Below are 23,383 nucleotides of genomic sequence, written 5' to 3' on the forward strand. Positions count from 1 at the left end.
GGGCGGCGGCCGGGCGGCGGATCACGCTCCGCGCGGGAGGCGGTCGCGATCACGTCCGCCGTATGGACGCACCGTGACGGGAGTGGAAAGCTCGAAGGACCGCGGGCGTCATCGGAGCCGCCACCGCACGCGGGTCCGCATGTCCGCGCCCACAGCGACCTCACCGTGCACGGGAGGCAGGATCATGGGCGACAAGGCGAACGCACACCCCGGAGCCGCCGGCAGGGCTACAGCGGCCGACCACCCCGCGTCCGTACGGAATGTGGTGCTGGTCGGCCACTCCGGATCGGGCAAGACGACATTGGTGGAGGCTCTCGCGCTCACCGCGGGAGCGGTGAACCGGGCGGGCCGCGTGGAGGACGGCGGCACCGTCTCCGACTACGACGACATCGAGCACCGGCAACAGCGCTCGGTACAGCTCTCCCTGGTGCCCGTCGAATGGGACGGCATCAAGATCAATCTTCTGGACACCCCCGGATACGCCGACTTCGTCGGGGAACTCAGGGCCGGTCTGCGAGCGGCGGACGCGGCCCTTTTCGTCGTCTCGGCCTCGGACGGCGTGGACGGCTCGACCCGCATGGTGTGGGAGGAGTGCGCGGCGGTCGGCATGCCGCGCGCCATCGTCGTCACGCATCTGGAGTCCGCGCGCGCGGACTACGAGGAGATGACGCGGATCTGCGCGGAGGCCTTCGGCGCCGACGACCCCGACGCCGTGCTCCCGCTCTATCTGCCGCTGCACGGCCCGCAGGCACCGGACGGGCACGCGCACGTGACCGGGCTGATCGGGCTGCTGTCGCAGAAGCTGTTCGACTACGCCTCCGGGGAGCGCAAGGAGTCCGAGCCGGGCGAGGACCAGCTGCCGCAGATCGAGGAGGCCCGCAACCGGCTCATCGAGGGGATCATCGCCGAGAGCGAGGACGAGACCCTCATGGACCGCTACCTCGGCGGTGAGCAGGTCGACGTCAGCACGCTCATCGAGGACCTGGAACGCGCCGTCGCGCGCGGGGTGTTCTTCCCCGTCCTGGCCGCCGCCCCCGCGGCCGAGGGCGCCCGGCAGGGGCTCGGCACCGTCGAGCTGCTGGAGCTGGTCACCGGCGGCTTCCCGACCCCGCTGGAGCGCGAGGCACCCCGGGTCACCACCGTCGACGGCAAGCCACGCGAGCTGAAGGTCTGCGACCCCGGCGGGCCGCTGGTCGCGGAGGTCGTGAAGACGGCCTCCGACCCGTATGTCGGCCGGGTCTCGCTGGTCCGCGTCTTCTCCGGCACCCTGCGCCCCGACGAGACCGTCCATGTCTCGGGCCACGGGCTCGCCGACCGCGGGCACGAGGACCACGACGTCGACGAGCGGATCGGCGCGCTGTCCGGGCCGTTCGGCAAGCAGCAGCGGTCCCTCACCCACTGCATCGCGGGCGATCTGGCGTGCGTCGCCAAACTGAGCCGCGCGGAGACCGGCGACACGCTCTCCGCCAAGGAAGACCCGCTGCTGATGGAGCCCTGGGAGATGCCCGACCCGCTGCTGCCGCTCGCCATCCAGGCGCACAGCAAGGCCGACGAGGACAAGCTCTCCCAGGGCTTGTCCCGGCTGGTCGCCGAGGACCCCACGATGCGCCTGGAGCAGAACCAGGACACCCACCAGGTCGTCCTGTGGTGCCTCGGCGAGGCCCACGCGGACGTCGCCCTGGAGCGGCTGCGCAACCGCTACGGCGTCCAGGTCGACGTGGTCCCGCACCGCGTCTCCCTCCGGGAGACCTTCGCGGACAAGTCGGCCGGGCGCGGGCGGCATGTGAAGCAGTCCGGCGGGCACGGGCAGTACGCCATCTGCGAGATCGAGGTCGAGCCGCTGCCCGGTGGCTCGGGCATCGAGTTCGTGGACAAGGTGGTCGGCGGGGCGGTGCCGCGGCAGTTCATCCCGTCCGTCGAGAAGGGCGTGCGGGCCCAGGCCGCCAAGGGTGTCGCCGCCGGTCATCCGCTGATCGACGTACGGATCACGCTCCTCGATGGCAAGGCGCACTCGGTGGACTCCTCCGACGCCGCCTTCCAGACGGCCGGGGCGCTGGCGCTGCGGGAGGCCGCGGCCGACGCGAAGATCCATCTGCTGGAGCCGGTGGCCGAGGTGAGTGTGCTGGTCGGCGACGAGTACGTGGGCGCTGTGATGAGCGATCTGTCCGGGCGCCGCGGCCGGGTGCTCGGCACCGAGCAGACGCCTGGCGCACGCACACTGGTGCGCGCCGAGGTGCCGGAGATCGAGATCGGCCGGTACGCGGTCGATCTGCGCTCCCTGTCGCACGGCACCGCCCGCTTCAACCGCTCCTACGCGCGGCACGAGCCGATGCCGCAGCAGGTCGCCGAGAGGATCCGCGAAGAGATGCGGGATTCCGCGTAGTTGGCACCGGGCACAACCCGGGTGGGGCCGAACGCGCCCCACCCGAAAGGCCTTTGTGGAACGCTCCCCTCCGCGTCGGCGGGCGGCTTCGGCCGTCCGCCGACGAATTGTCGGTGGCTGCGGATACGCTGATGACCTGATCAACAGGTGTGCCGGGCACGGAAGTCGGGAAGGCCGCAGAACGACAGTGGGCGGCGATCGGGGGCGGGAATGACCGTTGACAGCGGTTACGGGGACATCTTCGGTCCCCAGGTGCCGCGCACGGGCGACGAGGGACAGACGGCGACGTTCGCGCTGGCCTCGGCGGCCTACCGCGACAGTGACGTCGAGAAGATCCTGGACGCCAACAGCGAGTGGCACGAGTCGAAGGTCAACGCGGGCAAGATAAAGCTGTTCAAGCCGAACCTCGGTGAGGCCTTCTCCCGCGCGGTCGTCAACCGCATGGTCGGCCCCGGCCGGGGGTCGCTCATCCAGTCCTTCGGCGCCGAACCAGCGGTCGTCGTCGACCACTGCCTGGCGGCCAACAACATCCGCAAGGAGCGCGACAACCGCCTGACCGTCGTCATGGTCCTGTGCGGAGTGCTGTTCCTGCCCGGTCTGCTGACCTGGCTGCTGGTGTTCCAGCTGCGCACCGCCATGGCCAAGCGCGAGGACAAGCGGGCGGGCACGCTCGCCACCGCGCTGCTCGTCGCGGTCGGCGCCCTCGCCGTGATCTTCCTGATCCGGATGCCGTTCACCGGCTTCTGGGCCTGGTACGCGCGCGGGGCCGTCGTCCTGCCCGTCGTCGGCTGGTACCTGGCCAAGCAGATCTGCGAGCGCACGGCCAAGGACCTGCGCGAGCGCTGGGACAGCCTGCTGGCCGGCAGCAGCGTCGGCGCGAAGGTCCCCGAGGCGGTACCGAGCAGCCCCGGCGAGACCGCCGCCGAGCAACTGCGTCAGTCCCTGGCCAAGCTCAGCGCCGAGCAGCAGTCCAACTCCGTGTTCTACGCCGGTCCCAAGGGCATCCTCGGCATGGGCACGCGCTGGGGCAGCTGGCAGCTCGCCGAGGACCTGGTCCAGGCCGACCCGGACCGCGAGATCCACCCCTTCCGCAGCTGGGACGTCATACGGTCCATCCACGACCAGCTGAAGATGCTCACCCGCGGCCCGCTGAACACCGGCGGCTTCCCGACCCCGTCCATACGGCACTGGGTCGTCACGCCGATCGGGGAGAACGCCAAGTCGGTCTCCCGCCCCGACGGCACCGACGTGGACGCCTACCAGATCAAGCAGCACGCGATACAGGACATCTGCAACAAGCAGCAGTTCGGCGCGGGCAACCGGCACTACCTGGGCGTGCAGTGGACGCTGTGGGACGGACAGCTGGTGATCACCATGCTGATCACGGTGACCGTGCTGCACGAGACGCTGCGCATCGAGGTCACCGGGCACGCGCTGGGGCCGGTGCACTCCCTGTTCACCTCGAAGTCCGAGGCCCCCACGAAGTCGGTCCAGAAGTCGCTGAAGCCCTGGGAGACCCGGACGATCAAGCTGCCGCTGGTCAACGCCGACGAGGTGGTCCGGCTCGCCGCCCGGGCCCCGCTCGGCTGGTACCCGCCGCTGCTGAACTGGCTCGGCGGCACCCTCAGCCTGCCCGAGCCCTTCGGCCTGCGGCACGCCTGGGCGGACAAGCCCTGGCGGCACCGCTTCATGGCCGACGACGCGCTGCGCGCGGCCACACCGGTGCTGCGCGTGGTGCATGCCGCGGCGATCAAGGTGCTTCGGGAGAACGGCGTGGACACCGAGAAGTTCGGGGCGCGCTCCGCCTTCCTCAGCGGGGCCGTCCAGGACCCCGCGCCCCGCAAGGCCGACGTGTACGACGCGTGACGGAGTGCCGCGGCCGCCCCCGGCGGGGACGGCCGCGGCACTCGTCTCAAGCCTTCGGCCAGGCCTCCGCCAGCATCTTCCGCGTGTCCGCCAGCAACTGCGGCAGCACCCGCGTGTGGCCGACCACCGGCATGAAGTTCGTGTCGCCGCCCCAGCGCGGGACGATGTGCTGGTGCAGATGGGCCGCGATGCCCGCACCCGCGACCGTGCCCTGGTTCATGCCGATGTTGAAGCCGTGCGCCCCCGAGGCCGTGCGCAGAGCCGTCATCGCCTGCTTGGTCAGCGCCGCCAGCTCGATCGTCTCGGGCTCGGTGAGGTCGGTGTAGTCCGCGACATGACGGTAGGGCACGACCATCAGATGGCCGCCGTTGTACGGGTACAGATTGAGGACCGCGTACACCTGCTCGCCGCGCCGGACGACCAGGCCGTCCTCGTCGGACTTGGCCGGGATCGAGCAGAAGGGGCAACCGTCGTCGGCTCCGGGGCCGGTCGGTTTGTTCTCGCCCTGGATGTACGCCATCCGATGGGGCGTCCACAGGCGCTGGAACGCGTCCTGGATCCCCACTCCCCACTGCTGCTCCGGCTCACTCGTCATGCGTGCAGCATATGGCTTCGTCCGTTCGCGGCGTGTCGCCGGGGCGACGGGAGGGCCGCCACCGGCCAAGCTGGGCCAGTGGACGACGACAGCCCTTATACGCGCTGGGAGCAGCGCACCGAAATCCCGCTGTTCCTGGCGTCGCTGCTGTTCCTGGCCGCCTACGCCGCCCGCGTCCTGGCGGTGGGCATGCCGGATGTGTGGGCGAACGTGTGCGGGTACACGATGGTCGCTCTGTGGGTGCTTTTCGCCGTGGACTACGTGGTGCGCTGGCGACTCCTCGGGGGGCACCTGCTGCACTTCGCCAGGACGCACTTCCTGCACACGTGCGTGGTCGTCCTGCCGCTCCTGCGGCCGCTGCGGATCGTGCCGCTGTACGACGTCATCCAGCGCCGGCAGGGGGAGCCCCGGCTCTCCCTGCACGCGCGCGTGATCGCGTACGCGAGTCTGGCGACCCTGTTGCTCGGCTTCGCCGGCTCACTCGCCGTCTACCAGGCGGAACGCGGAGCGCCGGGAGCCGACATGCGAACCTTCGGAGACGCGCTGTGGTGGGCCGCCGCGACGCTCAGCACGGTCGGCTACGGCGACATCACCCCGGTCACCACGCGAGGCAGGACGATCGCGATCGCGATGATGGCCGGCGGTCTGGCCCTGCTCGGCGCGGTGACCGGATCGTTCTCGTCCTGGCTCCTGCAGATCTTCTCCCGGGAGAGCGACCGCAGGCCCCCGGGGAGCTGAACTCCCCGGGGGCCTGTCGTCAGGGCCTCACATCACCGGATCAGACCTGCGTCCGCTCCTCGACGACCCGCGCGATCTTCGCGATGGCCTCGTCGAAGGGGATGCCGTTCTCCTGCGAGCCGTCGCGGTAGCGGAAGGAGACGGCGTTGTTGGCCATGTCCTCGTCGCCCGCGATGACCATGAAGGGCACCTTCTGCTTCTGGGCGTTGCGGATCTTCTTCTGCATCCGGTCGGAGGAGGAGTCCACCTCGACCCGCAGTCCCTTCTTCTTCGCGGCCGCGGCGAACTTCGCCAGGTAGTCCACGTGCCCGTCGCCGATCGGGATGCCGATCGCCTGGACCGGGGCCAGCCACGCCGGGAAGGCGCCCGCGTAGTGCTCCAGCAGCACCGCGAAGAACCGCTCGATGGAGCCGAACAGCGCGCGGTGGATCATGACCGGGCGCTGCTTGGAGCCGTCCGCCGAGGTGTACTCCAGATCGAAGCGCTCGGGCAGGTTGAAGTCGAGCTGGATGGTCGACATCTGCCAGGTACGGCCGATGGCGTCCTTGGTCTGCACGGAGATCTTCGGGCCGTAGAAGGCGGCGCCGCCCGGGTCCGGGACCAGGGGCAGGCCCTGCTTCTCGGCGACTTGGCGCAGCGTCTCGGTCGCCTCCTCCCAGACGTCGTCGGAGCCGACGAACTTCTCCGGGTCCTTGGTCGACAGCTCCAGGTAGAAGTCGGTCAGACCGTAGTCGCGCAGCAGGCCCAGGACGAAGGTGAGCGTCTTGTCGAGCTCCTCCGACATCTGCTCACGGGTGCAGTAGATGTGCGCGTCGTCCTGCGTGAAGCCCCGCGCTCGGGTCAGGCCGTGCACGACGCCCGACTTCTCGTAGCGGTACACCGTGCCGAACTCGAACAGCCGCAGCGGCAGTTCACGGTACGACCGGCCGCGCGCGTCGAAGATCAGGTTGTGCATCGGGCAGTTCATGGGCTTGAGGTAGTAGTCCACGCCCTCGTCGAGCTGCATGGGCGGGTACATGCCCTCGGCGTACCAGTCGAGGTGCCCGGACGTCTCGAAGAGCTTCCCCTTTGTGGCGTGCGGGGTGTAGACGAACTCGTAGCCCTCCTCCTCGTGCCGGCGGCGCGAGTAGTCCTCCATCACCCGGCGGACGACGCCGCCCTTGGGGTGGAACACGGCGAGGCCGGAACCGATCTGCTCCGGGATGGAGAACAGGTCCAGCTCGTTGCCCAGCTTGCGGTGGTCGCGCTTCTCGGCCTCGGCGAGGAAGTCCAGGTACGCCTTCAGCTCGTCCTTGGACGGCCAGGCGGTGCCGTAGATGCGCTGGAGCATCGGGTTCTTCTCGCTGCCGCGCCAGTACGCGGCGGCGTTGCGCATCAGCTTGAACGCGGGGATCAGCCGGGTCGAGGGCAGGTGCGGACCGCGGCAGAGGTCCTTCCAGCACAGGTCGCCGGTCCTGGCGTCCAGGTTGTCGTAGATCGTCAGCTCACCGGCGCCGACCTCGACGTCCGCGCCGTCGTCGGAGGAGGCCGAGCCCTTGAGGCCGATCAGCTCCAGCTTGTACGGCTCGCCCGCGAGCTCCTCACGGGCGGCCTCGTCGGTGACGACACGGCGGGCGAACTTCTGCCCGCGCTTCTGGATCTCCTGCATCTTCTTCTCGATGGCCTTGAGATCCTCGGGCGTGAACGGCTTCTCGACGTCGAAGTCGTAGTAGAAGCCGTCCTTCACCGGCGGGCCGATGCCCAGCTTGGCCTCGGGGAACAGCTCCTGCACGGCCTGCGCCATGACGTGCGCGGTGGAGTGGCGCAGGATGTTCAGACCGTCCTCGGAGGAGATCTCGACGCCCTCGACCTCCTCGCCGTCGGCCACGACGTACGACAGGTCCTTGAGCTCGCCCCCCACGCGCGCGGCGATGATCGAGCGCTCGCCGGCGAAGAGGTCGGCCGCCGATGTGCCCGTCGTCACCACGCGCTCTTCCCGCTCGGAATCGCGTTGGATGATCACACGGACGTCTGACACCGGTCTCTCCTGACTGAAGGTGGGGTGCGGCGCCATACCGGGAGCGCGCGCATTACGGGATCGTACCGACCCGCACCCTCGGAGGGCGAAATCAGTCCCCGTCGTACTCCCCGCCGCAGGCCTCCTCGAAGAAGTCCACGTTCTCCTGGAGCGACTTCATCAGCCGGTCCCGCTCCGCCTCGTCCACCTGGACGGGTACGACCTCGGAGGCCCCGGTGAGCCGACGGAACCCGCCCCGGCTCTCCAGCCGCCCGGTCACCCGCACCGGCAGTCCGACCAGGTGGGCGTGGCCGGCGATGCGGTACACCTCCTCGTCGAGGGTGAGCCGGACGTGCGGGACCTCGGCCCCGGCGATGACCCGCAGCCGTACGCTGCCCTCGCCGCGCGGCCCCGAGCGGCGCATCCGCACCACCGCGCCGGTGATCCGCACCGGCACGGACGGCTCCTCGCGCAGATAGCGGGCCCCGGCCTCGCGCAGCACGGTCAGATCGCCCGGCGAGAACTCGACCGGCTCCCCGGAGCCCGCGCAGCCGTCGGGCACTCCGGCCGCCGGCGCCCATTCGACGGCGATGCGCGCGCCCTCGGTCCCGCGCACCAGCGCGACCAGGGCCTCGGTGAGCTCTCGGCTGACGCCCGCCTCGACGGCCCCGTCGAAGGCGTCCATGCCGCCGGTGGCCCGCTGGTAGTCGATGGCCTCCCGGGTGGCGTGGACGGCCTGGTGCAGGCGTACGGCGAGGGCGCGTCCGGGGCCGACGGGCACGAAGGAGGTGAGCCGGCCGCCGGTCGCACTGCCGACGAGCACGCTGTCCAGCAGGGCGGTGGCGGACCGGCGGTGCCGGGCGCCGTAGTACCCGGCACGCGCGCGGGTGGCGAGGGCGCCGGCGAGCAGCGTCTGCCGGGCGGCGGCGCGCAGTTGTTCCTCCACGGCCCAGGGGGCGGCCCCGGCCGGGCCGCTGGGCACGTCGCGCCACCAGCGGATCTCGTCGCTGGGCACGGCGAGGCCGACGAGGACCTCCCGCGCGGAGGGGGTGCCGCTGCGGGCGAGGGCGTCGAGCGCCTCGCCGAGCAGGTCGTCGCTGTCGGGGAAGGCGCGGCTCTCGGGCACCAGCAGGCTCGTGCCGCCGGTGCCCGGTCCCGGCGGGGTCCAGCGGCCGTAGCGCCCCGGGGCGCCGCCGCGCCGCTGCCAGCCGTGCCGGTGCAGCAGGGCGCCGAGGACGGCGGGGTCGACCTCGGTGGGCTGCGGGGCGCGGTCCCAGATGTCGTCGCCGGGGTGCGGGCGCACTGGGCGCAGCACGTCCTGGACGGGGCGGTGGGTCATGGCCTGCCTCCGGTCCCGACGCGCGTCATGATCTCGCACAGCGCCCGGTCGTCGAAGATGCGTGAGGTGGGGATCCGCACGGTGGTCCGGTTGCGGCCCGTGATCGGGTGGCCGGCGAGGTTGACCCAGTAGCAGCAGTGCCTGAGGTCGAGCCGGTCGTGGCTGGCGCGCAGCCAGTCGTCCTGGGACCTCGGCACGAGCATGACCACGAGGATCTTGTGCACCGAGACCGGGGTGCGGGCGAGCTTGCGCAGATGGTCGTTGTCGAGCGTGAAGGAGAAGAACCGTCCCGGGGGGTTCGGCGCGATCTGATAGGTGGCCTTGAGCTGCACCTTGATGGTGACCTCGTCGTCGACCGTATGTCCGGGGGCGCTGTGGCTGACGTGCCAGTCGATGCCGTTGTCCGGGAAGGGCTGCGACAGCGAGCAGCCGGCCGCGGCCGCGACGGCGTGCAGATAGCCCACCTGCAGGGTCTCCATGCAGGCGGTGGTGGCGAGCGTGCCGCGATGAGTGCCCGTGCGTTCGGGCAGCAGCCCGCCCCGCTCGGGCTGCGCTATCGCCATGACCAACAGCCTTTCCAACCGAGCCAGTCCGCGTGGCGGGCCGCTGAACTGCAAAGACCCGCACTCCTGTTGTGTCCTTCCGGCGTACGACGCAAACAGCCCGGGTATCACCAAACAGGCAGAAGACGGTGCGTCAGCTGCCGTGGGTGAACGAGGGGTTGTGCAGATATGGCGAGCTGGTATGAGGGCCCGCTGGCGGCATTCGACACGGAGACGACTGGCGTGGACGTCGAGACCGACCGGATCGTCTCGGCGGCCGTCGTCGTCCAGGACGCCCCGGGCACCCGGCCACGGGTGACCCGGTGGCTGGTGAACCCGGGCGTGCCGGTGCCGGAGGCGGCCACGGCGGTGCACGGACTGACGGAGGAGCATCTTCAGCGCCAGGGCCGCTGGCCGGCGCCGGTGATGCAGGAGATAGCCGAGGTACTGGCCGAACAGGCCGTCGCGGGCCGCCCGCTGGTGGTGATGAACGCGCCGTTCGACCTGACCCTGCTCGATCGTGAACTGCGCCGCCATCGGGCGTCGTCCCTGGACCACTGGTTCGAGACGTCCCCGCTGCTGGTGCTCGATCCGAGGGTCCTGGACAAGCATCTGGACCGCTATCGCAAGGGCAGGCGCACCCTGACCGACCTGTGCGCGCACTACGGCGTCGCGCTGGACGGCGCGCATGACGCGGGCGCGGACGCGCTGGCGGCGCTGGAAGTCGTACGGGCGGTGGGGAATCGTTTCGCGGCGCGTCTGGAGCGGCTCTCGCCCGCCGAACTGCACCCGCTGCAAGCGGTGTGGCACGCGGCGCAGGCGCGGGGACTTCAGGCGTGGTTCGCGCGCAGCGGATCGGAGGAGGCGGTGGACCCGGCGTGGCCGCTGCGTCCGGATCTTCCGGCGGCGGCATGAGCACGGCGGCATGAGCGCAGCGGCATGAAGAAGGCCGGTCCGCTGATGCGGACCGGCCTTTCCCGGTGGGCGATACTGGGTTCGAACCAGTGACCTCTTCGGTGTGAACGAAGCGCTCTCCCACTGAGCTAATCGCCCGGGAACGCACCGAACAATACAGGCCCTCGCGGGTTTCCTTCAAACCGCTTCCAAGTGGGCGGCCAGACCGCGTCGTCCGGCCCGCATCATCAGCCAGTGGTTGGCGCGGAAGAGGGGCCGTCCGGGGACGGCGAGCCGGCGCATCAGTGGCTTGCGCACCTCGACGACCTGGTCGTAGCGGGCCAGGCTGCCGGTGCCGGCCGGGGTGATGGTCCAGCGCGCCCAGCCCTCCAGGTCACCGGCCATGGCGATCTCCAGCACCCCGGCGGCCGGATCGCGCCGCACCTCGCGCGCGGTGAAGGTCAGGTCGTACGGCAGGACCGAGCGGATGCGGATCACCCCGCTGGTGTCGTCGAGCCGGTTCACCTCGCGCACCTGGGGCCACCAGTGCGGATAGTCCTCCGCGCGCTCCAGGGCGGCGTAGACGGCGGCGGGCGGCGCGGGCAGGGTCCACCGGCTGCGGAATCGGTAATGGGACCAGTCCATGGGCCGAGTGTGGCACCGGATCTGAGTACGTACTGAGTACCCGCACTCATGTCGTACGCCGTGACCCGGACCACACTCCGAGGTATGACGCACATTCCCTCCCCCGCCGAGGAGTTGCGGCTCCTCGACGCGGAGCTGCGACAACTGGACGCCCGGCGGTCCCAGTTGCTCGCCCGCCGCGGCTGGCTGGTCGCCACGTTGGACGCTGCCCGGCCGAGGGCGGTGACACCGCCGGCGGCCCAGCGCCCCGAGGCGGCGCCGCCGCGTGTGCAGAACGTGCTGCTGATCCTCGGCGGCACCCTGCTCACGATCGCCGCGCTGGCGTTCACCCTGGTCGGCTGGGGCCACCTGGGCATCGTCGGCCGGGCCGCGGTGCTGGGCGCGATCACGGTGGCGGCGCTCGCCGCACCGCTCCCGCTGCTGGCCCGTGGGCTGCGCTCGACGGCGGAGGCGGTGACGGGGCTCGGTCTGGCGCTGACGGTGCTGGACGCGTACGCGCTCCACGAGGTCGCGCTGGGCGAGGTGGACGGCGTCGGATATACGGCGGTGTCGGCGGCGGCGCTGGCGGTGCTCTGGACGGCGTACGGTCTGCTGCCGCGGACGGCCGAGCTGCGGCTGCCACTGCCCTCCGCGCTGGCGGCGGCCCAACTCCCGCTGCCGCTGTGGGCGTTGGCGGCGGATGCCGGGCTCTTCGAGTTCGCCGCCGCGCTGCTGGTGACGGCCGGTTTCAACACGGCTGTGGCGCTCCGGGTGCCCGCCCGCTCCGTACGGGTCGCGGCCGTCGTCGCGGCGTGCGGGATGGGCTCCTGGGGCGTGCTGACGGCCGGGGGTCTGTCCCTGACGGCCACCGGTCCGAGCGCCGCCGCCCGTGCGGCGGCGCTCCTCCTCCTGGGCGCGGCGATCGCGCTGACGGCGGCCTGGCGTACGGCGAGGCTGACCGCCCCGGTCGGCGGTGTGCTGCTGGTCGCCGCGCTGGGCGGTGTCCCGCGCGTGGTGCTGCCTGAGGTGTGGACGGTTCCGGCGTATCTCGCCTGCGCCATCGCCCTGTTGGCGGTGTTGCGCGTCCCGAGCGTCCCTGAACCGGTCCGGCGGGGCCTGGCCCTGGCGTCCGCCGGTGTCCAGGCGCTGGCCGCGCTGTGGGCGGCGCAGCTCGTCGCCGTCACGCTGCTGGGACCGCTCGCCTGGATCGAGCGCCCCTGGTCGGGCGCGCCGTCGGACATCAGGGCCGCGGTGACGGCCGAGGTGCCCTGGCCTCCGTACACGGAGACGGCCCCGCTGGTCCTGGCCGCCGTCGCGGCGGTCCTGGCGTTCTCCGGCCGCCCCTGGGCGAGGCCGACGGCTCTGGGTCTGGCCTGGGCGACGGCGCTGGTGTTCCCGACGGTGCTGGAACTGCCTTACGAGGCAGGCCTGTTGGTGGCGCTGGCGCTCACCGCGACCGCCCTGCTGCCGATCGCGCCGACCGCCTCCTTGCTGCCCACCGCCCCCACCGCCCTGACCGCCGCGGTCCTCGCCGGCGTCACCTCCGCTCACGCCGCGCTCCTCGCCCTGGCCGCACAGTCCGCGACCCTGGCCGTGCTCACGACGCTGACCGTCCTCTTCGCGGTGGCGACCCGGCGCCTGCCGCAGCTCGCCGCGCCGGCGGCCCTGGCCTACGCCACCGCCCTGGCCTGCGCGATCGGCGCCGCCGCCGACTGGCAGCCGCAGCACACGGCGCTGCTGGTGCTGACGGTCCCGGTGACCGCCGCCCTGCTCGCCCACCGCCTCGGCAGCGCGCACCGGGCGACGCTCCCGATCGAGGCGACCGGCGCCGCGGCGGCCCTGCTCGCCATCGGCCTCACGGTCACCGACCCCCCGATGCTCGCCCTCGTCCTCGCCCTGTGCGGAGTGATCACCGCGGCCACGGCGCTACGCCCTGACCGCCGCGTCGTCGGCTACGCGTCCGCCGCCCTCTTCGTCCTGGCCACCTGGGTCCGCCTGGCCGCCTGGGAGGTCGGCACACCCGAGGCGTACACGCTGCCGGTGACGATCCCGGCCCTGCTCGTCGGCGCCCTGCGCAGGCGCCGCGAGCCGCGGACCTCGTCCTGGACGGCGTACGGGCCGGGCCTGGCCACGACCCTCCTGCCGAGCCTGATCGCGGCCTGGGCCGACCCGCACTGGACGCGCCCCCTGCTGCTGGGCCTGGCGGCCCTGTCGCTCACCCTGCTGGGCGGCGGCCACCAGCTCCAGGCACCGCTGCTGCTCGGCGGCGCGGTGCTCGCCCTGGACGCCCTGCACGAACTGTCCCCGTACATCGTCCAGGTGACCGACGCCCTCCCCCGCTGGGCCCTTCCCGCACTCGCCGGACTCCTGCTGCTCGTACTGGGCGCGACCTACGAGCAGCGGATCAGGGATGTGCGACGGATGCGGGAAGCGCTGGGCAGGATGAACTAGGCGGTCGCTACGGCATCTTGTCCCCGAGCAGGGCCAGGTTCTCGATGGCGGCGAGGCCGTACAGCGCGGTGTCGTTCGTGGACACCCAGGTGGCCTCGCTGCCGGGGACCAAGGTGACCGGACCGCTCAGCTTCTCCGTCTTCCAGGGCGCGGACTCCTTGTATCCGTCGGAGTTGTAGAACTTCTCCCACGCCCGCTTGGCGAGCTTCTCGTCCCCGGTCTTGACGGCCGCGTAGGCGTCCAGCCGGGAGTGGCCCTGGAACAGCAGCAGCGTCCCGAAGTTGGAGCCGTAGCGCGCCGCCTGCTCGGCCTTGGTGGAGTTGAAGTAGCGGCAGTAGTCGAAGTACGCCTCGTTGAACTTGGGCATGTCGACGAGGTCGATGAGCTCGGCGCACAGTTCGTTGAGGCCGAACACGGCGGACAGGTGCGAGACCCCGACCACGGGCTTGTCGGCGACGGCGAACTTCCCGGTGTCCAGGTCGTAGAGGCCGGTGCCCTGGACGAACCCGTTGGGCTGGGCGGCGATCGTCTCCATCGTGGACAGGACGCGCGCCTTGGCCTTCTCCCACTTGGGCCCCTTGCGCTCCCACTCGGTCAGCCAGGCGGAGACCAGACCGCTCCAGTCCGTGCCGAAGCCGATCGACAGCGCGTGCCGGTCGGGCGTGTACGGCTCGGTGCGAATCTTGCGGATGGGGTCGAGGACGAGGAAGGTCTCGTCGGAGTCGACGTTGGCGTGCATGAGGTCGCCGACCCGCTCGTCGCCGGTGAGGAAGTAGTAGTAGCGCCGGTAGGTGGTGTTGGCGATGCGCTGCTGCTTGGCGCTGTCGGCGTAGTGCTGCACTCCGTGCCGGGTGCCCAGGCCCGCCCATTCGCCCAGGTGGTAGACGTCGACCTCGCCGGTGTGCCGGGTCATCGCCTCGGCGAAGCGGAAGATGTCCGCACGGCCGGAGCGCAGATACGCGAACCAGAGCCAGAGGTCCGGCGACAGTTCGGAGTTGTCCCAGGCGTAGCCGCCGATGTCGTAGCGCCACTGGTGCCGGACGGTGTCGTAGGTGTGCATGATGTCGCCGTAGTCCCAGAAGCCGTACCAACGGCGCATCTCCACCTGGTCCTTGTAATAGGTGAAGAGGAAGTCGAGGTGGTCCTCGATCTTGGCCTTGGCAGGGGTGGAGCGGTCGGGCTCGGAGTACAGGCCGGGGCCGAAGACTCCGGCCTTGATGAGCTGCCTGGGCGGGGCGGCGAGTTGCGGCAGTACGCGTACGGCCTCTATCTGCTGGGCCAGTTGGTCGGCCGACGGGGTCGACTCGTTGGCCCAGAAGAGGAGTTCGGAGGTGCGGGCGATGCCGTAGGGGGTGCCGAAGCCGGGCTCGTAGTCCTCGTAGGTGATGTTGAGGCCTTCGAGCTGCTCGGGGAAGGCGTCCTGGCCCATGCCGTCGTGGTAGAAGCGCAGGTCCATGGGCTGCGCCTCGGGCGACCAGAGCCAGAGGGTGACCTCGGCCTCGTCGGTCTGGGCGTCGCGGATGTCGAGCTGGGCGGGGAACTTCTCCCAGAAGTCCCGCAGGCCGAAGGAGAGTCCGCCGCTGACGCCACCGACGTACCCGAAGCCGTTCGCGCGGCCGCCCCCGCCGGCGCCGACCCAGCCGTGGCCCTTCTTGGTGCGCTTGCGCAGGGTGAAGCCGTCGGCGGAGAGCTGGGAGAGGGTGTAGTCGCCCCACTCGGGGATGTACTGAAGACGGGTGGTGACCCGCTGGTCCCAAGTCGCCGGATCGGGCAGCTTCTTGCCCTCGAACTGGGCAGCCTGGACGGCGGCGCCCGGGTCGCGGCGCAGTCCGGTGATGCCCTTGACGGCCTCCCGGAGGAGGCCGGTGCCCTCGCCGCCGATGCGGATGTGGCGGTCGTAGGACTGATCGCGCATGGGGACGGTGAAGCGGACACCGAGGCCGCGGATGAAGTCGCCGCTCGCCTTGCCGGGTTCCTGGGTGCCGTCGAAGGTGACGGTGTGCACCATGCGGAAGGAGTCGGCGCCCGCGTAGAAGTAGAGGCGGAGGGAGAAGGGGAGCCAACTGCGGGTGCCCTTGCGGTGCTTGCCGTCGATGCGGACGACCGCGCGGACCGGGCCGTCCTGTTCGACGGTGACCTCGGAGATGGCGCCGTCGAAGCGCTCGGTCTTGACCGCGCCCTGGTCCTCGTCCTCGATCTCGGGCTGGCGTATCAGGACGAGGCGGCCGTTGCGGGCGATCTCCGTGGATCCCCGGGTCACCGACTTGATGAGCGTGGCGCCGGACTTGCCGATCCTCGCGGTGATGACGCCGGTCGACACATCGATCGTCCCGCCGCTCTTGTCGACGGTGACCTTCTGCTCGGGGGCGGCGGCCTCGCCCGCGGCGAGGGTGAGCTCGCCGGAGCCGCCCGAACTTACCGCGTGTGCGGTCCACTTGAGGGATCCGTCGGGCCAGTAGGCGAGCGGCCAGGTCTGTACGGGCACCGCCTTGCCATCGGCGTCCGTCAGCGCGAACGTCTGGTCCTCCTGGAAGGCGCCCCTCGGCCAGGGCACACCGACGGTCGAGCCGGGCGCGGCGCCGAGACCGCCGTCCTCCAGCCAGTCCAGGGTGACGGGATCGCCGTCACCGGCGGCGGCTCCGGGCGCGGCCTGCGCGTCCTTCGCCCCTAGTGCCCAGCTGAACTGCGCGGCGGCTCCGGCGACGGCGGCCGCTTTGAGCAGGGACCTGCGAGGGATGGGGGACATGGCCTTTCCTTCCGTGCGAGTGGATTGGGCAGGGGCATGACAGAGAGAGGTGCGGCGCCCAGGGGCACCGACTTGATGCGAGGTCAGCGGTGTTGGCGCCGCGCCTCCACGGCGACGGCCGCCGCCGCGACGGCTCCCAGGACGGGAACCGCCAGCGGTGCGACGAACCCGGCGGACAGGGCCACGACGGCGAGACCGGCGACGATCAGGAAGGATCCGGCGGGGTCGAGCACGGTCCGGCGTACGGCTTCGGCGAGCAGCGCCCGCCAGGAGTCCCCGGGCGCCCAGACGGCCGTGGCCCGCAGCAGGGCCACGGCGAGCCCGATCAGCGCGAACAGCCCGACGGCCCCGGCGAAGGTCCCGCCGGGCAGCCCGGACCGGGCGGCCTGGACATCCACCCAGACCGCCGCGGCCGCCGCCCAGCCGGCCAGCCCGACGGCCCACCCTCGGCGCACGCCTGCCCGGAAGTCGGCGACGAACTCCCGCCACCCACCGGCCTCATGAGCGGCACGGCGGCGCAGATGCCGGGCACCGGCGGCGAAGGCCGCCGGGTAGGTGACGACCCCGAGGGAGGCCACGGCGATCCACACACCGGTGAGCAGGGACTCGGCGAAGAGCCCGAAGCGCTCGCCGAACATGGACTCCTTGCGTGCCTTCGGGCGGGCCACGGCCATGGTCACCCCTTCAGTCCGGAGGTCGCCATGCCGTCGATCAGATACCGCTGGAAGGCCATGAAGAAGGCGATGACCGGCACCAGCGCCACCAGCGACATCGCGATCATGCTGCCGTAGTTGGAGATGCCCTCCTGGTCGCGGAACATCATCAGGCCGAGCGAGACCGTGTACTTCTCGGGGGTGTTGAGGTAGATCAGCGGCCCCATGAAGTCGTTCCAGGCGTTGATGAAGGTGAAGATGGCGCTGGTGATGATGGCGGGGCGGCTCAGCGGCAGCACGATGGACCAGTAGGTCCTGAAGTGCCCGCAGCCGTCGAGCTTGGCGGCCTCGTCCAGCTCGCGCGGCAGCCCGCGCATGAACTGCACCATCAGGAAGACGAAGAACGCCTCCGTGGCCAGGAACTTCCCCGCGACCAACGGCACCAGCGTGTCGACGAGTTCGAGGTTGCGGAAGAGCACGTACTGCGGGATGAGCAGCACGTGGTACGGCAGCAGCAGGGTGCCGATCATCAGCGTGAACAGCAGGTTCCGCCCGGCGAACCCGATCTTGGCGAAGGCGTACGCGGTCAGCGAGCTGGACACCACGACACCGACCACGGCGAGGCCCGCGTACATCAGCGAGTTCCAGAAGAAGCTGCTGATGGAGATGCCGGATATCCCGTCTGCGAGCCCTGAGAAGTTCGCCCAGACCGGCTCGGTGGGCAGCAGGTCGAGGCTGGCGATGATGTCCTTGCTCGGCTTGAACGAGGCGCCGACGACCCAGATCACGGGGTACAGCACGACCGCGAGGACGAGCAGGGCGCCCACGTGCCAGGCGATGGACCCGGTGCGCCGCCGCTGCCTGGCGGAGCGCACGACTGGGCTGGTGGCGGTGGTCACTTGGCGGCCTCCTCGTAGTGCACCCACTTCTTCTGCGACCAGAACAGGACCGCCGTGACCAGCGCCACCGCGACCACCAGCGTCCAGGCCATCGCGGAGGCGAAGCCCATCTGGGCCTCCTTGAAGCCCTTCTGGTAGAGGTAACAGGTGTAGACGAGGGTCGCGTCGGCGGGCCCGCACCGGGTGTCGGAGACGACGTAGGCGGAGCCGAACACCTGGAACGCGTGGATGGACTCCAGCAGGACGTTGAAGAACAGCACCGGGGAAATCATCGGCAGGGTGATGTTCCAGAACCGCCTCAGCGGCCCGGCCCCGTCCACCTCGGCTGCCTCGTACAGCTCTCGCGGGACCTGCTTGAGACCGGCCAGGAAGATGACCATCGGCGCGCCGAACTGCCAGATGCTCAGGGCGACCAGCGCGTAGATGACGTAGTCCGGGTTGCCGATCCAGCCGCCCACGTCAAGGCCGAAGACCTTCTGCGTACGGTCCACCACCGCGTCGTCGGAGAACAGCGCCCGCCACACGAAGCCCACCGAGACGCTGGCGCCGATCAGCGAGGGCATGTAGAACGCGGCCCGGTACAGGCCCTGTCCGCGCCGGCTCTGCGCGAGCAGCAGCGCGACGCCCAGCGCGAGCAGCAGCTTCAGCGGGGTGGCCACCACGACGTACTTCAGCGTGACCTCGACCGACTTCTGCCAGCGCGGGTCCTGGAACATCGTCGTGAAGTTGTCCAGGCCCACCCACTTGGGCGGGGTGAACAGGTTGTAGCTGGTGAACGCGTAGTACAGCGACGCGATCATCGGCCCCGCCGTGAGCAGCAGGAACCCCGCGATCCACGGCGACATGAACAGATAGCCGGCGAGGTTCTCGCGGCGCCGCCCGCGCCGCCCGGCGGTGGGAGCGGCGGACCGCTTCCCGGCCGGGCGCGCGGGCGCTTCCTTGACGAGCGTCATGGTGGTACGTCCCCTCAGCCCGCGAACGCGGCCTTGGCCTCGCTGAACAGCGCCTTGGCGGCGTCGGCCGGCTTGGTCTTGCCCTGGGCGACCTCACCGCCGAGGCGCAGGAACGCGGCCTCGATGACATCGGCGCCGGACGGGTGCGGGGTGATCTTCCCGAGCACACCGGCGGCGGCGACCTCCTCCTCGTACGCCTTGACGCCCTTGTTGTTGTCGTCGGCGGGCGTGAACGCCTCGTACTGCTCGGTGGTGGCGAGGATGCCGCGGTCGTAGCCCATGATCTTGCCGACCTCGGGGTCGTGGACCATGAAGTCGATGAACTGGGCCACTTCCTTGGGGTGCTTGGTGCCGGAGAAGGCGCTGAGCATCAGCGAACCGAGGTACTGGCCGGTCTGCTTGCCGTCGGTGGTGGGGATCGGCGCGAGCCCGTAGTCCGACTCGCCCTCGCCCTCGTAACGGATGGAGAAGTTGTCCCAGGTGAACTCGGAGGCGGCGAGGCCCGCCGACAGACCGGACTTGGGCGCGACCTGCTCGATCTTCTTGGGGTCGGCGACCAGCCCGGAGCGCACGCGCTTGTAGCCGTCCTCCCACCACTGCGTCAGATCGTCCTCGGTGAAGCCGAGATCGGAGTCGGTGAAGAAGGCCTTGCCGTTCTGACGGAGGTACAGGTCGTAGAGGTACATGATGCCGAAGTAGCCGGTGTCACCGGAGATCTTCAGTTTGTCCTGGACCGTCTGGAGCGCGTCGAAGTACTCGTCCCAGGTCCAGCCGAACTTCGCCTCCACGCCTGCCTTCTCGAAGGCCTTGAGGTCGATGACGAGCGCCATCGTGTTGGCGCCGACCGGTATGCCGAGCTGCTTGTCGCCGACCTGACCGTTCGCCAGAACGCCGTTACGGAAGCTCTCCAGGCTCAGATTCCCGGCGTCCGCCTGGGTCTTGAGATCCATCAGAACACCGCGCTTGTCGTACTTGCGCAGGAAGCCGACGGCATTCTGGAAAACGTCCGGCGGATTTCCACCGGAGGCCTGCGTCTGGAACTTCTCCCAGAAGGCGGCGTAGTCGGTGAATTCCGGCTTGATCTTGATCTTCGGGTACTTCTTCTCGAAGAGCGCGATGGTCTTCTTGATGGCGATGGTCCGCGGCTCGCCGCCCCACCAGGCGTAACGGAGTGTGACCGTCCCGTCGCCGGAACCGCTGTCGCCCCCACAGCCGGTCGTCGCCGCCAGCCCGAGCGTGGCAGCCGAAGCACCGGCCACCTTCAGGATCGTACGCCTCTCAACATTCCTGCTGGTTCCCACAGTCGGGCCCTCCCCGCGGCGTCGTCGCCGGTTGCATGAATCGTTTCAAGTAAGCGCTTGCTGGCACAAGTTACGGAGGGCCTCGGGGTGCGTCAATGATTCGGACAGGAATTTCTTGCGGGGCAGGTCGGCGGGGCGGCCGCGAGTCAGGGCGGATCGCCGCGCACGGCGGGGCGTCGTCGCAGGTGAGATGGGCGAGGTCGGCCGGTCGAACGGGATGTGGGCCGCCGGACGCGATGGCCGGTCGGCCGAAAGTCGTCCGGGAGGGCGGGGCGCGACAGGGCTCGCCCACTCGGAGCGGAGGAGGCGCAGCGGCGTCCGGCGGCGCATGCGGGACACCACGGCGGTGAGCCGGTCAATCCCCCGGCAGATCGATGGCCGCATCCCCGCGCGCCGGTGACGGCGACCCTCGCGAACGACTACGGCCCGCCTGCTCCTCAGCAGACGGGCCGTGATCCCGGGTGGGCGATACTGGGTTCGAACCAGTGACCTCTTCGGTGTGAACGAAGCGCTCTCCCACTGAGCTAATCGCCCGGGCGCAGGAAGAACATTACCCCATGTCAGGGGGTGCTTGTGACCAGCACGAACAGCGGCAGGCCGGCCCTCGCACCCCCTCGGGGGAGCTACTGGTCCTTGATCTTCCAGGGCATGACGATGCCGAACTTCCAGAGGTAGAAGCCGACCAGCACGGCCACGATCACGAGCCCGATCGACGTCAGGATGATGTTGCGGCGGCGCACCTTGGGATCAAGAGCGCGCTGGGCCGCCTCGGTGACCTTGCGCTTGGTCCAGCGCAGCACCAGCTGGGCCCAGACGAACTCGGTCGCCCAGATCGCCATGCCGCCGAAGATCACGACCCAGCCGGGTCCCGGCAGCGGCAGCATGATGATGCCGAGCACCACAACCGCCAGGCCGATGATGAAGACACCCACCTGCCAGCTGAGGTGCAGCATGCGGCGCGCCTTGATGAATTCCGGCGCTCTCGAACCGAGCCCCCGCTCGCTCTTCGCACCGTCCAGTTCGGTCTCGTTCGAGGCCATGGCCACCTCGCCAGGCTCGCTACTCCCCGTGTTCATACGGCCAAACCCTACCGGAGAGAAACCAGTCACCGGAATGGTCGTACCTCGCGAACGGGTCGTCGGCCGGAAGAGTTACGTAAAGACACGCAAAACACTCAGAGGGGTTTACAACGGCACCGTAGGTGGCATGTCGATTTCGCCGACGTGCGAATCCCCGAGCGCACACTGAGCGAAAGGCCCTGGCGCTTATGAACACCACGGTCAGCTGCGAGCTGCACCTGCGCCTCGTTGTGTCGAGCGAGTCCTCCCTGCCTGTCCCCGCAGGCCTGCGGTACGACACGGCCGACCCCTACGCCGTGCACGCCACCTTCCACACCGGAGCCGAGGAGACCGTCGAGTGGGTGTTCGCCCGCGACCTCCTGGCTGAGGGCCTGCACCGGCCCACCGGCACCGGCGACGTCCGAGTCTGGCCGTCGCGCAGCCACGGCCAGGGAGTCGTGTGCATCGCCCTGAGCTCCCCGGAGGGCGAAGCCCTCCTGGAGGCCCCCGCACGCGCCCTGGAGTCCTTCCTGAAGCGCACAGACGCCGCCGTGCCCCCCGGCACGGAACACCGGCACTTCGATCTCGATCAGGAGCTCTCACACATCCTGGCGGAGAGCTGAAACGGGGCGCCATGAAGCCGCCCGGCGCCGTCGACTCGGGGTGACGGCTCGGGCCAGGACAAACAATCGCATACGGTATGCGCCGACGCCGTCACCGTGAGTCACTCGCGGGGCGGCGTCGTCGTGCGATCGCTCCGCTCCCCCGCGGCCGGATCCCGCCGCTCGGCCCGCGATCCGGTTGCCCGCGGCTACCAGGCACCTGGCGCTTCCGTCCCGCCGTCGGCGAAGCTACTACCATCGGCCAGCATCGGCGGGCGCGGTGCGCCCGACCCTCAGGCCAGGGAGCGAAACGTGCTGATCACCCACGACACCCGGTGCGCCCTCGACGCCGTCGTGGATCTGGTGAACACCGCACCGGAGGACGACACGGCGCAGGACACGCTGGCGGACGTCGCGGCGCTCGCCGATTTCGTGCGCCGGAACGACATCAGCGATGTCGGCGTGCTCTCGGAGCTGGACCTGTCCGCGGTGCGCAAGGTCCGGGAGAAGTTCGCCCGCGTCTTCGCGGCGCCGGACGCCCGGGTCGCCGCGGGTCTGATCAACGAGCTGGTCGCCGCCGCGGGCACCACCCCCCGGCTCACCGATCACGACGGCTACGACTGGCATGTGCACTACTTCGCGCCCGGTGCCTCCGTCGCCGACCATCTCGCGGCCGACTGCGGCATGGCGCTGGCGTTCTTCGTGGTCGCCGGGGAACAGGAGCGGCTGCGCCGCTGCGAGGCGCCCGACTGCCGGCGCGCCTTCGTGGACCTGTCCCGCAACCGCTCGCGCCGGTACTGCGACAGCCGCACCTGCGGCAACCGACTGCACGTGGCCGCCTACCGGGCGCGCCGCAAGGAGGCGGCGGGCTGAACCCGCGGGTGCCGGACACCGGCGTCGACGCGGGCCCCGGCGGGTGGCGCCGGGGGCCGCGGGTACGGCTCAGAGCAGCAGCAGGTCGTGCAGCGCAGCCATGAGCAGCAGACACCCGATCACCGCAAGGAAGATCATCAGCGGTGGCTGGGAAAGGGCGAAGAGGCATCCGCGCGGCTCGTCCTGCGGCGGCGCGGCCTCGCTCTGTGTCGTGTCCAGCATCTCGCGGGCGATGATGGCGCAGAGGACGCTCCCCGCGCGATCAACACGCTCGGAAAAAGCGGGAGTTCGCCATAATCCGCGATGTCCGGCACAGGTCGTGATCGCTTACGGACTGGCAGCGACCCACTGTGTCGTTTCAGCCGTCATGCGGCCGTCATATGCCGTGCTTCTTGAGGATCGCCTCGATGTCGCTGAAGTCCTCCTGGGGCCCCGCCGCGGGCTTGCCCGCGGGGCGGGAGGCGGAGCCGAGGGAGGGCGCCGAGGCCGCCGGGGCCACCGCCCCGCCCTGGGCGGACCGGGCCTCCTTGCGCTCCTTGCGGGTGCCGACGCCACGACGGCGCTCCACGGCCCGGGTGCTCGCGAGCAGCAGCCAGGCGGCACCGAGCACGCCGAAGCCCGCCCACGCGGTCGGGCTGAACGCGGTGTCCGCCAGCCACTCGACGACACCGGTCATCACCAGCCCGAGCGGGACCAGCGCGTACGCGGCGATTCTGGCGGCGGAGAGATAACGCTTGCGGTACGCCGTGACAGCCGCGATGCCCAGGCCGGCCGCGGCGACGGCGGAACAGACGGTCTCGGCAATCATCCGGTCCTCCAGACAGGATTCGGTCAGGCACGGGTCATCCGGGCCACGGGTCCCCACGGACT

The 23,383-nt window shown here is 70.5% G+C and carries 20 protein-coding genes and 2 tRNA genes; 7 read left to right on the forward strand and 15 right to left on the reverse strand.

The annotated features are described in order from the left end of the window. Positions 1-184: 184 nt before the first annotated feature. Together STRCI_RS07880 and STRCI_RS07885 are read left to right on the forward strand one after the other, a co-directional pair. Positions 185-2,383: an elongation factor G-like protein EF-G2 gene (locus tag STRCI_RS07880; protein ID WP_269658134.1), complete on the forward strand. Its 2,199-nt coding sequence runs from the start codon at positions 185-187 to the stop codon at positions 2,381-2,383. A 210-nt stretch (positions 2,384-2,593) separates the two neighbouring features. Beyond that, complete coding sequence (locus STRCI_RS07885; protein ID WP_269658135.1) at positions 2,594-4,249, forward strand: hypothetical protein; 1,656 nt, start codon at positions 2,594-2,596, stop codon at positions 4,247-4,249. A gap of 46 nt (positions 4,250-4,295) precedes the next feature. On the opposite strand, the gene STRCI_RS07890 is transcribed toward STRCI_RS07885, so the two are convergent. Then, positions 4,296-4,844 carry an HIT family protein gene (locus STRCI_RS07890; protein ID WP_269658136.1) on the reverse strand — a complete coding sequence of 183 codons (549 nt, stop codon included), beginning with the start codon at positions 4,842-4,844 and terminating at the stop codon, positions 4,296-4,298. A gap of 78 nt (positions 4,845-4,922) precedes the next feature. Between STRCI_RS07890 and STRCI_RS07895 the strand changes: the two genes are divergently transcribed. Beyond that, a complete protein-coding gene (locus STRCI_RS07895) occupies positions 4,923-5,582 on the forward strand; it encodes a potassium channel family protein (protein WP_269658137.1) in 660 nt (219 codons plus the stop codon). Positions 5,583-5,622: 40 nt separating this feature from the next. Here STRCI_RS07895 and thrS read toward each other — a convergent pair whose 3' ends face one another. The 3 genes from thrS to STRCI_RS07910 form a co-directional block, all read right to left on the reverse strand. Beyond that, a complete protein-coding gene (gene thrS, locus STRCI_RS07900) occupies positions 5,623-7,599 on the reverse strand; it encodes a threonine--tRNA ligase (RefSeq protein ID WP_269658138.1) in 1,977 nt (658 codons plus the stop codon). A gap of 91 nt (positions 7,600-7,690) precedes the next feature. Further along, entirely contained in the window at positions 7,691-8,917 is a 1,227-nt protein-coding gene (locus STRCI_RS07905; RefSeq protein ID WP_269658139.1) for a hypothetical protein, read from the reverse strand. Continuing rightward, complete coding sequence (locus tag STRCI_RS07910; RefSeq protein WP_269658140.1) at positions 8,914-9,480, reverse strand: DUF4365 domain-containing protein; 567 nt, start codon at positions 9,478-9,480, stop codon at positions 8,914-8,916. Before STRCI_RS07910 ends, STRCI_RS07905 begins: the two co-directional genes overlap by 4 nt. Positions 9,481-9,648: 168 nt before the next feature. On the opposite strand from STRCI_RS07910, the gene STRCI_RS07915 reads away from it, so the two are divergent. Further along, positions 9,649-10,374, forward strand: a complete 726-nt coding sequence (locus tag STRCI_RS07915; protein WP_269658141.1) for a 3'-5' exonuclease — start codon at positions 9,649-9,651, stop codon at positions 10,372-10,374. 66 nt (positions 10,375-10,440) lie between these two features. On the opposite strand, the gene STRCI_RS07920 is transcribed toward STRCI_RS07915, so the two are convergent. Both STRCI_RS07920 and STRCI_RS07925 read right to left on the reverse strand, forming a co-directional pair. Next, positions 10,441-10,512, reverse strand: a tRNA-Val gene (locus STRCI_RS07920). Positions 10,513-10,551: 39 nt separating this feature from the next. Continuing rightward, on the reverse strand, positions 10,552-10,998 hold the full coding sequence (locus tag STRCI_RS07925; RefSeq protein WP_269658142.1) for an SRPBCC family protein: 447 nt from the start codon (positions 10,996-10,998) through the stop codon (positions 10,552-10,554). A gap of 48 nt (positions 10,999-11,046) precedes the next feature. Here STRCI_RS07925 and STRCI_RS07930 point away from each other — a divergent pair, with 48 nt between their 5' ends. Beyond that, entirely contained in the window at positions 11,047-13,428 is a 2,382-nt protein-coding gene (locus tag STRCI_RS07930) for an SCO7613 C-terminal domain-containing membrane protein (RefSeq protein ID WP_269658143.1), read from the forward strand. Positions 13,429-13,435: 7 nt separating this feature from the next. Here the strand turns inward: STRCI_RS07930 and STRCI_RS07935 are convergent, their stop codons facing one another. The 7 genes from STRCI_RS07935 to STRCI_RS07965 all read right to left on the reverse strand — a co-directional run bounded on the left by STRCI_RS07935 (position 13,436) and on the right by STRCI_RS07965 (position 21,056). After that, positions 13,436-16,174 (reverse strand): exo-rhamnogalacturonan lyase family protein, encoded by a 2,739-nt coding sequence (locus STRCI_RS07935; protein ID WP_269658144.1) that lies wholly within the window; start codon positions 16,172-16,174, stop codon positions 13,436-13,438. 83 nt (positions 16,175-16,257) lie between these two features. Further along, positions 16,258-16,848 (reverse strand): hypothetical protein, encoded by a 591-nt coding sequence (locus tag STRCI_RS07940; RefSeq protein WP_269658145.1) that lies wholly within the window; start codon positions 16,846-16,848, stop codon positions 16,258-16,260. Positions 16,849-16,850: 2 nt separating this feature from the next. Further along, positions 16,851-17,726 (reverse strand): carbohydrate ABC transporter permease, encoded by an 876-nt coding sequence (locus STRCI_RS07945; RefSeq protein ID WP_269658146.1) that lies wholly within the window; start codon positions 17,724-17,726, stop codon positions 16,851-16,853. Beyond that, positions 17,723-18,679 (reverse strand): carbohydrate ABC transporter permease, encoded by a 957-nt coding sequence (locus STRCI_RS07950; RefSeq protein ID WP_269658147.1) that lies wholly within the window; start codon positions 18,677-18,679, stop codon positions 17,723-17,725. The genes STRCI_RS07945 and STRCI_RS07950 overlap by 4 nt, the downstream gene beginning before the upstream one ends. Before the next feature lie 14 nt (positions 18,680-18,693). Continuing rightward, on the reverse strand, positions 18,694-19,980 hold the full coding sequence (locus tag STRCI_RS07955; protein WP_269658148.1) for an ABC transporter substrate-binding protein: 1,287 nt from the start codon (positions 19,978-19,980) through the stop codon (positions 18,694-18,696). Between the two features lie 462 nt (positions 19,981-20,442). After that, positions 20,443-20,514: transfer RNA gene (locus STRCI_RS07960), tRNA-Val, on the reverse strand. An 89-nt stretch (positions 20,515-20,603) separates the two neighbouring features. Further along, positions 20,604-21,056: a TIGR02611 family protein gene (locus STRCI_RS07965; protein WP_269658149.1), complete on the reverse strand. Its 453-nt coding sequence runs from the start codon at positions 21,054-21,056 to the stop codon at positions 20,604-20,606. Positions 21,057-21,247: 191 nt separating this feature from the next. Between STRCI_RS07965 and STRCI_RS07970 the strand changes: the two genes are divergently transcribed. Both STRCI_RS07970 and STRCI_RS07975 read left to right on the forward strand, forming a co-directional pair. Next, positions 21,248-21,661 carry an SsgA family sporulation/cell division regulator gene (locus STRCI_RS07970; protein WP_004002642.1) on the forward strand — a complete coding sequence of 138 codons (414 nt, stop codon included), beginning with the start codon at positions 21,248-21,250 and terminating at the stop codon, positions 21,659-21,661. Between the two features lie 291 nt (positions 21,662-21,952). Then, on the forward strand, positions 21,953-22,513 hold the full coding sequence (locus tag STRCI_RS07975; protein ID WP_269658150.1) for a CGNR zinc finger domain-containing protein: 561 nt from the start codon (positions 21,953-21,955) through the stop codon (positions 22,511-22,513). A gap of 69 nt (positions 22,514-22,582) precedes the next feature. Here STRCI_RS07975 and STRCI_RS07980 read toward each other — a convergent pair whose 3' ends face one another. Together STRCI_RS07980 and STRCI_RS07985 are read right to left on the reverse strand one after the other, a co-directional pair. Beyond that, positions 22,583-22,735: a hypothetical protein gene (locus STRCI_RS07980; RefSeq protein WP_004002639.1), complete on the reverse strand. Its 153-nt coding sequence runs from the start codon at positions 22,733-22,735 to the stop codon at positions 22,583-22,585. Between the two features lie 154 nt (positions 22,736-22,889). Further along, positions 22,890-23,321, reverse strand: a complete 432-nt coding sequence (locus tag STRCI_RS07985; protein WP_269658151.1) for a hypothetical protein — start codon at positions 23,319-23,321, stop codon at positions 22,890-22,892. Positions 23,322-23,383 lie beyond the last annotated feature (62 nt).

Origin of the sequence: Streptomyces cinnabarinus (assembly GCF_027270315.1) — a bacterium.
Taxonomy (GTDB): Bacteria; Actinomycetota; Actinomycetes; order Streptomycetales; family Streptomycetaceae; genus Streptomyces; species Streptomyces cinnabarinus.